At 70.6% G+C, this 9,075-nt stretch carries 7 protein-coding genes; 1 reads left to right on the top strand and 6 read right to left on the bottom strand.

Features of this window, described 5'->3' with window-relative positions; genetic code table 11:
* Positions 1 to 69: 69 nt before the first annotated feature.
* Positions 70 to 1,227: a hypothetical protein gene (locus tag GXP76_RS31575; protein WP_242575044.1), complete on the bottom strand. Its 1,158-nt coding sequence runs from the start codon at positions 1,225 to 1,227 to the stop codon at positions 70 to 72.
* A gap of 102 nt (positions 1,228 to 1,329) precedes the next feature.
* Between GXP76_RS31575 and GXP76_RS31570 the strand changes: the two genes are divergently transcribed.
* A complete protein-coding gene (locus tag GXP76_RS31570) occupies positions 1,330 to 1,722 on the top strand; it encodes an NTP pyrophosphohydrolase (RefSeq protein WP_242575043.1) in 393 nt (130 codons plus the stop codon).
* Here GXP76_RS31570 and GXP76_RS31565 read toward each other — a convergent pair.
* The 5 genes from GXP76_RS31565 to GXP76_RS31545 form a co-directional block, all read right to left on the bottom strand.
* A complete protein-coding gene (locus GXP76_RS31565; RefSeq protein ID WP_242575042.1) occupies positions 1,698 to 3,101 on the bottom strand; it encodes a glycosyltransferase family 39 protein in 1,404 nt (467 codons plus the stop codon). The genes GXP76_RS31570 and GXP76_RS31565 overlap by 25 nt on opposite strands.
* A 34-nt stretch (positions 3,102 to 3,135) precedes the next feature.
* A complete protein-coding gene (locus GXP76_RS31560) occupies positions 3,136 to 4,599 on the bottom strand; it encodes an amino acid permease (RefSeq protein ID WP_242575046.1) in 1,464 nt (487 codons plus the stop codon).
* 187 nt (positions 4,600 to 4,786) lie between these two features.
* Positions 4,787 to 6,724 carry a 1-deoxy-D-xylulose-5-phosphate synthase gene (dxs, locus tag GXP76_RS31555; RefSeq protein WP_242575045.1) on the bottom strand — a complete coding sequence of 646 codons (1,938 nt, stop codon included), beginning with the start codon at positions 6,722 to 6,724 and terminating at the stop codon, positions 4,787 to 4,789.
* A 243-nt stretch (positions 6,725 to 6,967) separates the two neighbouring features.
* Positions 6,968 to 8,260 (bottom strand): sugar ABC transporter permease, encoded by a 1,293-nt coding sequence (locus GXP76_RS31550; RefSeq protein ID WP_242575041.1) that lies wholly within the window; start codon positions 8,258 to 8,260, stop codon positions 6,968 to 6,970.
* On the bottom strand, positions 8,257 to 9,045 hold the full coding sequence (locus tag GXP76_RS31545; protein ID WP_164253327.1) for an ATP-binding cassette domain-containing protein: 789 nt from the start codon (positions 9,043 to 9,045) through the stop codon (positions 8,257 to 8,259). The genes GXP76_RS31550 and GXP76_RS31545 overlap by 4 nt, the downstream gene beginning before the upstream one ends.
* Between the last annotated feature and the right edge of the window lie 30 nt (positions 9,046 to 9,075).

The raw sequence follows: 9,075 nt of genomic DNA, 5'->3' as shown, positions 1-9,075 counted from the left end.
CCCGGCGATTGAGGGCACACGGACCGGCACGAATCAGCCCGTCCGGCGATTGAGGACAGAGCCGGCCGGTCAGACTCGGGACCAGGCCTCAAGGGCCAGGCCCGGCTCCGCCTTCTGGCGGGAGACGCGGAGGCCGCCGTCCTTCGCGATCACCGCCATCACCACCCGGCCGCGACCGTCCAGCGCCAGCGCCGGCGCGCCCACGCACTCCTCGCCCGTCGGCGTCCAGGTGACGCCCGCCGACTCGTCCTCCGTCGGGTACGCGGCCAGCGCCGGGCGGCCGTCGAGTCCGCGCTGGGCCAGGATCGTGCAGTCGTGGCCGTCGACGGGCGTACGGAGCAGGGCGATCGGCCCGGTGCCCGGACCGCCCAGCGGGGCCGTCTCGCCGGTTTCGAGGCGCCAGGCGTGCACCGTGCGGTCGTCGGTGTCGCGCCAGTAGTGCGTGAGGCGGTCGCCCCCGGTGCGTTCCGAGGTGAGCGTGCCGGGGGTGACGCGCGCCGCGAAGCTCTTGGGGTCCCGTTCGGCCTTCGCCGCCACCTTCGGCTGCCGCCAGCGCATCACCGCGTCGTCGGTCGGGCCCAGCACCTCGATCAGGCCGTCCTCGCCCACGACGGCCGCCGCCTCGCCGGTCATCCTGGACCCCTTGAGGTCCGCCCAGGTGAGCCACGCTCCGCTGGGCTTCTGGATCCGGGCCGACAGTCCGCGCCCGGCGTTGCGGGCGAACAGGTGCAGCGAGCCGTTGGGGTCGATCACCGCCGCGGGCAGGCCGAGCAGCCCGCCCCGCGCGAGGTCCTTCGGGTACGGCGTACCGAGTGCCTGCCAGTCGCGCAGCGGGCGGCCGGTCTGGAACTGGACGGCGTACACGACGTCCGTGCGGATCTGGCCGCCGGCCGCGGGCTTGCGGCGCAGGCCCACCAGATGCACGTAGCCCTCGGCGCCGCCGGCGATGGAGAGATACGGCAACAGGCCGGGGGCCGGGAGCAGTTCGGGACCGGACCACTTCGGTCCGCCGAGGCGTTCCTCCGTCCACCGCAGCACGCCGTCCTCGGTGGGGGCGTACGCGGTGAGCCTGCCGTCCTTGCCGCGCAGCAGCCAGCCGGTGGTGGCGGGCAGTGTCTCGTCGACCGTGGGGACGGGAGTGGATTCAGCCGGTCTGCCGCCGGTGTCCGGGGCCTCGCCGGGGGTGCGTCCGGATCGTTTCGACGTCCGTGCGGACCGCAGTGCCATGACCCACTGCCACCTTCCCCAGCGCATGAAATTTCCCCGACGATAGCATTCGCGGGCGAACGGGAGACCTACCGCCCCGACCGGTTGTGGCACGCTCCTGAGGTGCGGATTCTACTGATTGTCGACGGGGCCAACGTGGTTGGTTCGGTGCCCGACGGATGGTGGCGCGACCGGCGGGGAGCAGCCGAGCGGCTGCGGGACCGGCTGGTGCCTCTCGCCGCGCGCGGGCTGCCCGACGCCGGGGCTCCGGGGCCCGCGGAGACGGTGCTGGTGGTGGAGGGCCGGGCCCGGGGCGTGGAGTCGGTGCCCGGCGTGCGGGTGGAGTCGGCGACCGGCAGCGGTGACGATCTGATCGCGGAGCTGGCGCGGGGCGCGGGAGACCGCCCCTGTGTCGTGGTGACCGCCGACCGGGAGCTGCGGCGCCGGGTCGAGGCGTACGGGGCGCGCTGCGTCGGGCCCCGTACGGTCCGTCAACTCCCCGACGAGCGCACGTAGAAGACCGTGCCCTCGACGGTGCCGGGGAGCGGCTCGTAGCCGCCGGCCAGCAGTCTTCGCAGGGTCGGGACGCGTTCGGGGGCGTACGGCTTGCCCCGTGAGTCGTCGACGATCAGCGCGGGCGGTCGCTCCCTCATCTCGGCGGCGAAGACGCGCCAGGCGCCCGGGACCGCGTACGCCTCGCCCACCTGCGGGCCGTCCCTGCCGCCGCTGAAGTTGGTGAGCAACCCGGCGGTCAGATAGCGGCTGGCGGGCGTGCGGTCGGCGAGCCGGTAGATCTCCGGGTGTATCCCCCACACGAGGACGCGGTCGGTGGGGTCGGTGTGTTCCCGTACGGCGGCGGCGACGCGGTCGGAGTGGTCGAGTTCCGAGCGGGGCGCGACGGTGGCCCAGAGGACGAAGATCCCGCAGACGCAGGCCGGGACCGACAGGACGGATCTGAGCCGTTCGGGGCGGAGCGAGCGCAGGGCTGCGGTGGCCAGCAGCGTGATGGGCGGCAGGAGTTGGAGGAAGTAGTGGCCGAAGAAGTGGAAGCCGACGGCCACGGCTCCGGCGGACGCGGCGAACCAGACCCAGAGATCGGTGAGTCGCCCGTCCGGGTGCCGGGTGGTCCGCAGGGCCCGGCGGACCGGCGGGAGGATGCCCGCGCAGGCGAGGCAGAGCAGCAGGGAGTTGACGAACGCGCGGATGAGCACGTGGAGTTCGGAGCCGGTCAGGGAGAAGGCGTAGGACCCCGATCCGGTGACGGTCCAGAAGACGAAGCCCGCCGGGTCGGTCAGGAGCGCGGCGGCGAGTACGGGTGCGCCGAAGCCGACTGCCGTACGTGTCAGGCCCGTTCGGCGCAGGACGGGGCCCGGTGACCGCCAGAGCAGCCACAGGACGGGGACGAGGACCGCGCCGCCCGTCTGCTTGGTGAGGAACGCGCCCGCGACGGCCGCACCGGCGGCGCCCCAGCGGCCCCGGTCGGCGCAGAGGACCGCCGCCGCCGTCCAGGGCAGTATGAAGACCTCGAAGGTGGTGGCCTGGGTGTCCTGCGGGATGAAGCCGACGGAGATCAGCAGGAAGAGCACTCCGGCCGTGACACCGGACCGGTCGCCCCAGCGGCGCCGGGCGAAGGCGGCGAGCAGGGCGGCCGTGGTGAACTGGGCGGCGATCGCGAGGAGTTTCATCGCGTGCTGCGATCCGTCGCCGAGGACCGTGTACGTGGCCTCGTACAGCCACGGCAGCAGGGGCGGCTTGCGGTCGACGACCGTCTCGTACAACTCGCCGCCGTGCGCCAGTATCCGGGCCTGTACGGCGAGATAGCCCTCGTCCGGGCTCCAGAAGGGGTGCAGGAAGGACGGGAGGCGTGGTGCGGCGGACTGCGGCTCGACGGACATGCGCGACCTTCGTGCGGGATTGACTGAGGGACCGTCAGCCTGATTTGCCCAGGCGGCTGTTGCGCCGTCCGTAGACGAAGTACACGACCACGCCGACGGCCATCCAGATGGCGAAGCGCAGCCAGGTCTCGGCGGGCAGGTTGAGCATCAGCCACAGGGAGGCGAGCACGGACAGCGCGGGCAGCCAGGGCACGAGCGGGGTGCGGAAGGCCCTGGGGAGGTCGGGGCGGGTACGGCGCAGGATGACGACGCCGATCGCGACGACGACGAAGGCGAAGAGCGTGCCGATGTTCACCAGGGAGGCCAGTTCCTCGATACTGGTGAAGCCCGCGACGACCGCGATGACCACACCGAGGAGCACCGTCGAGCGGTAGGGGGTGCGGAACGTGGGGTGGACACGTGAGAAGAACCGCGGGAGCAGCCCGTCGCGGCTCATCGCGAAGAACACGCGGGTCTGGCCGAGCAGCAGGATCATGCACACGGTGGTGAGGCCGACGGCGGCCCCGAAGCTGATGACGCCCGCGTAGAACGGGTGCCCGGTGGCCTTGAAGGCGTCGGCGAGCGGCGCGTCCACGGTGAGTTCGGTGTAGTGCTGCATGCCCGTGACGACGATGGACACGGCGACGTAGAGCACGGTGCAGATGATCAGCGAGCCGAGGATGCCGCGCGGCATGTCGCGCTGGGGCAGCTTCGTCTCCTCGGCGGCCGTGGCGACGATGTCGAAGCCGATGAAGGCGAAGAAGACGACGGAGGCGGCGGTGAAGATGCCCATGACGCCGAAGTTGGTGGGCGCGTAGCCGAACATCAGCTGGATCAGCGGGGAGTCGAGACCGGCGCCTGCGGGCTGCTCCTGGGCCTTGGGGATGAACGGCGAGTAGTTCTTGGCGTCGATGAAGAACGCGCCGGCGATGATGACGATCAGGACGACGGCCACCTTGATCGCCACGACGACCGCGGTGACGCGGGCGGAGAGCTTCATCCCGAGGACGAGGATCCCGGTGAGCAGGAGAACCAGGAGGAACGCCAGCAGGTCGAAGCCGAAGCCGGTCTCCTCGTTGGTGCCGGCGAGGGAGTCGGGCAGGTGCCAGCCCGCGTTGTCGAGCAGCGACTGCACGTAGCCGGACCAGCCGACGGCCACCACGGCGGTGGCGAGGGCGAATTCGAGGACCAGGTCCCAGCCGATGATCCAGGCGGGCAGTTCACCGAGTGAGGCGTAGCTGAAGGTGTACGCGGATCCGGCCACGGGCACGGTCGACGCGAACTCCGCGTAGCAGACGGCCGCGAGGGCGCAGACGATGCCCGCGGCGACGAAGGCGAGTGCGGTGGCGGGGCCCGCGTTGTCCTTGGCGACGGCGCCGGTGAGGACGAAGATGCCGGTGCCGATGATGACACCGACACCGAAGACCGTCAGATCCAGCGCGGAGAGCGACTTCTTGAGCGCGTGCTCCGGCTCCTCGGTGTCCTGGATGGACTGTTCGACGGTTTTCGTCCGGAACATCGAGTTCTTCCTGGGCCCCGTGCCGTGCTGGGTGCTCACCGGTGTACCTCCGAGTGCGTGTTTGCCGCCATGATCGAGAGGTGGTCGGCGGCCGGGTACCCGGAAGGGTCTTTTTCACACGGATGAGCCGGGCGGACCACCCGTACAGGGAGTCCGACCGGCTCATCCGCCGTTCTGTGGTGCCGGGTCAGTCGCGGGCGATCTCCTCGGCCGACAACTCGGGGGACATACGGCCGTCGATCTTCGACACGAGACCGGTGACCTGGCGCGCGATGTCGGGCGCCGTCAGGCCGATCTCGGCGAGGAGTTCCTTGCGTGACGCGTGGTCGAGGAAGCGCGCCGGGATGCCGAAGTCCCGCAGGGGGATGTCGACGCCGGCGTCCCGCAGGGACTGGGCGACGGCCGAACCGACGCCGCCCGCACGGCTGTTGTCCTCGACGGTGACGACGACGCGGTGTCCCTCGGCGAGCGGCGCGAGCGCCTCGTCGACGGGCTTGACCCAGCGGGGGTCGACCACGGTCGTCGAGATGCCCTGCTTGTCGAGGAGGTCGGCGACCTCCAGGCACATCGGGGCGAGCGCGCCGACCGACACGAGCAGTACGTCGGCGCCGCCGGTGCCCTCCGCCGGCCTGCGCAGTACGTCCATGCCGCCGATCTTGCCCACGGCGGCGACCGCGGGGCCGACGGCGCCCTTGGAGAAGCGCACGACGGTCGGCGCGTCGTCGACCTCGACGGCCTCCCGGAGTTGGGCCCTGACCTGGTCGGCGTCGCGCGGTGCGGCGATCCGCAGGTTGGGCACGCACTGGAGGATCGACATGTCCCACATGCCGTTGTGGGAGGCGCCGTCGGTGCCGGTGATCCCGGCGCGGTCGAGGACGAACGTCACGCCGCAGTCGTGCAGGGCGACGTCCATCAGGACCTGGTCGAAGGCGCGGTTGAGGAACGTCGCGTAGACGGCGAAGACGGGGTGCAGTCCGCCGGTGGCCAGGCCGGCCGCCGACACCGCGCCGTGCTGCTCGGCGATCCCCACGTCGTACACCCGGTCCGGGAACGCCTTGGCGAACTTCTCCAGGCCGACGGGCTGGAGCATGGCCGCGGTGATGGCGACGATGTCGGCGCGCTCGTTGCCGAGCTTGACCATCTCCTCGCCGAACACCGAGGTCCAGTCGACGCCCGAACTGGCGATCGGCAGGCCGGTGTCGGGGTGGATCTTGCCGACGGCGTGGAAGCGGTCGGCCTCGTCCTGGAGCGCCGGCTGGTAGCCGCGTCCCTTCTCGGTGAGGCAGTGGATGATGACGGGTCCGCCGAAGCGCTTGGCGCGCTGGAGGGCCGACTCCAGTGCCTCCACGTCGTGTCCGTCGATCGGGCCGACGTACTTCAGGCCGAGGTCCTCGAACATGCCCTGGGGGGCGATGAAGTCCTTGAGGCCCTTCTTCGCGCCGTGCAGCGTCTCGTAGAGCGGGCGGCCGACGACCGGGGTGCGCTCCAGGATGTCCTTGCCGCGGGCCAGGAAGCGCTCGTAGCCGTCGGTGGTGCGCAGGGTCGCGAGATGGTTCGCGAGGCCGCCGATGGTGGGCGCGTAGGAGCGCTCGTTGTCGTTGACGACGATGACGAGCGGGCGGTCCTTGGCGGCGGCGATGTTGTTCAGCGCCTCCCAGGCCATGCCGCCGGTGAGCGCGCCGTCGCCGATGACGGCGACCACGTGGTCCTCGCGGCCCAGTACCTGGTTGGCCTTGGCGAGGCCGTCGGCCCAGCCGAGGACGGTCGAGGCGTGCGAGTTCTCGATGATGTCGTGCTCGGACTCGGCCCGGGACGGGTAACCGGACAGGCCGCCCTTGCCCTTGAGTTTGGAGAAGTCCTGACGTCCCGTGAGCAGCTTGTGCACGTAGGACTGGTGGCCGGTGTCGAAGAGGACCTTGTCCTTCGGCGAGTCGAAGACCCGGTGCAGGGCGATCGTCAGCTCGACGACCCCGAGGTTGGGACCGAGGTGTCCGCCGGTCTTGGAGACGGCGTCGACGAGGTAGGACCGGATCTGAGCGGCGAGCCGGTCCAACTGCTCGGGGCCGAGGCGGTCCAGATCACGCGGGCCCTTGACCCGGGTCAGCAGGTCCCATCCGTCGCCCACCGCCGCCTCGGGCGGTCGTGCTGCGCGCGGCTGTGTCACCGTGCCTCCTTGCGTTGAACGATCTGGCATACCGGTCCGCCGAGTCTAATGTTCCCGTCGGGGCGGGCGTCATCGGGCGGCGCGTCATTCACCGTACGAGCATGTGTACGCATGCCGGTCACACCTGCCCCGAAAACGCGTCCGGGACACGAACATGCCCGGCACCGGGGCTCCGGTGCCGGGCACGACGTGCGACGACGGCGGTCAGGCGCGACCCGCGGTCTTCTGGGTCTTCCGGGTGACGGCGTCGATGACGACGGTGGCGAGAAGCACACCACCGGTGATCATGTACTGGATCGGCGAGGCGATTCCCTGGAGCGCCAGTCCGTACTGGATCGACGTGATGACGAGCACACCGAGCAGCGCGTTCCAGGTGCGGCCCCGGCCGCCGAAGAGGCTGGTGCCACCGATGACGGCCGCCGCGATGGCGTTCATCAGCAGCTCACCGGCGCCGGCGCCCTGGTTGGCGGAGGTGATCTTCGAGGCGATGAAGAGACCGCCGATCGCGGCGAAGGTGCCCGCGATGGAGAAGACCGCGATCCGGACGCCGACGACGCTGATGCCCGCGCGGCGGGACGCCTCGACGCTGCCGCCGAGCGCGAAGACCTTGCGGCCGAAGCTGGTGCGGCGCAGTACGAAGTCCGTCACCACCAGGACGACCAGGAAGATCAGCACGGCCAGGGGCAGGCCCTTGTACTGGTTGAACATGATCGCCACGGCGAAAGCGAGGACGGCCAGCAGCACGGTGCGGACGATGATCTCGCTCAGCGGCCGGGACGGGACACCGGCGGCGGCGCGGCGGCGGTTGTCGAAGAACGACGACAGGAAGAAGCCGGCCACGGCGATCACCGCGAGCGCGTAGGCGGCGGCGACGTCGGTGAAGTAGTAGCCGGTCAGCTTGGCGACCAGGCCCTCGGAGTCCAGGTTGATCGTGCCGTTGTCGCCGAGGATCTGGAGCATGAAGCCGTTCCAGAACAGCAGACCGGCGAGGGTGACGGCGAACGCGGGCACGCCCACCCGGGCGAAGAAGAAGCCGTGGACGGCGCCCGCGGCGGCGCCGGTCAGGATGGCGAGGATCAGCGCCAGCCACTCCGCCATGCCGTGGGTGACTGCGAGGACCGCGAACGCGGCGCCCGCCACACCGCTGACGGAGCCGACCGACAGGTCGATCTCGCCGAGCAGCAGGACGAAGACGATGCCGACCGCGATCATGCCGGTGCCGACCATGGCGACCGAGATGTCCGAGAGGTTGCCGGCCGTCAGGAAGTTCGAGTTCAGGCTGGTGAAGATCGCCCAGATGATGATCAGGCCGATGACGACGGGGATCGACCCGAGGTCGCCGCCGCGCATCTTGCGCTTGAACTCCGAGAGATAACCCGCGAAGCCCTGCTCGCGTACGAGAAGCCGCGGGTCCACCGCGACGGTGGTGGCGCCGGCCGCCGGGGCGGGCGCGTCGTCGGCGGTGCCGACGGGTGCGGAGGTCTTGTCCAAGCTCACTTCTTAACCTCCACGTTGCGCGCCGCGCGTCGGGTCACGGCGTTGTCCGTGGCACCGGTGATCGCGGAGATGATGTCTTCCTGCGACGTGCTGGCGACGTCGAAGAAGCCGTTGTTACGGCCCAGCCTCAGCACGGCGACCTTGTCGGCGACCGCGCGGACGTCCTCCATGTTGTGGCTGACGAGGATCACGGCGTAACCGCGCTCCCGCAGCCGCTCGACCAGGTCGAGGACCTGGGCGGTCTGCTCGACACCGAGGGCCGCGGTCGGCTCGTCGAGGATCACGAGCTTGGGCTCACCGAGCATGGACCGGGCGATGGCCACGGTCTGGCGCTGACCGCCGGAGAGCGAGGCGATCGGTATGCGCACGCTGGGGATGCGGATCGACAGCGTGTTGAGGAGCTCGCGGGCGCGGCGCTCCATCTCGACCTCGTTGAGGACACCCCAGGAGCGGAGTTCCCTGCCGAGGTACAGATTGCCCACGACGTCGAGGTTGTCGCAGAGCGCGAGGTCCTGGTACACCGTCGCCACGCCCAACTCCTGGGCGTCGTGCGGCTTGTTGATCGCGACAGGCCTGCCGTCCCACTCGATGACACCGTCATCGATGGGGTGGACTCCGGCGATCGTCTTGACGAGCGTCGATTTGCCGGCGCCGTTGTCGCCCACGAGGGCGACGACCTGTCCGGCGTGGACCTCAAGCTCTACGTCGGTGAGCGCCTGCACGGCACCGAACCGCTTGGAGACCCCTCGCAACGCCAGCACGGGCGTAGCGGTCACGTAAACCATCTCCTTCGCCGCCTGGCCGGCGGGGATACC

The organism is Streptomyces sp. NP-1717 (assembly GCF_022695985.1).
Lineage (GTDB): Bacteria > Actinomycetota > Actinomycetes > Streptomycetales > Streptomycetaceae > Streptomyces.
Note: the sequence above shows the minus strand (reverse complement) of the source record. Positions and strands in the feature narration are given on the sequence as shown.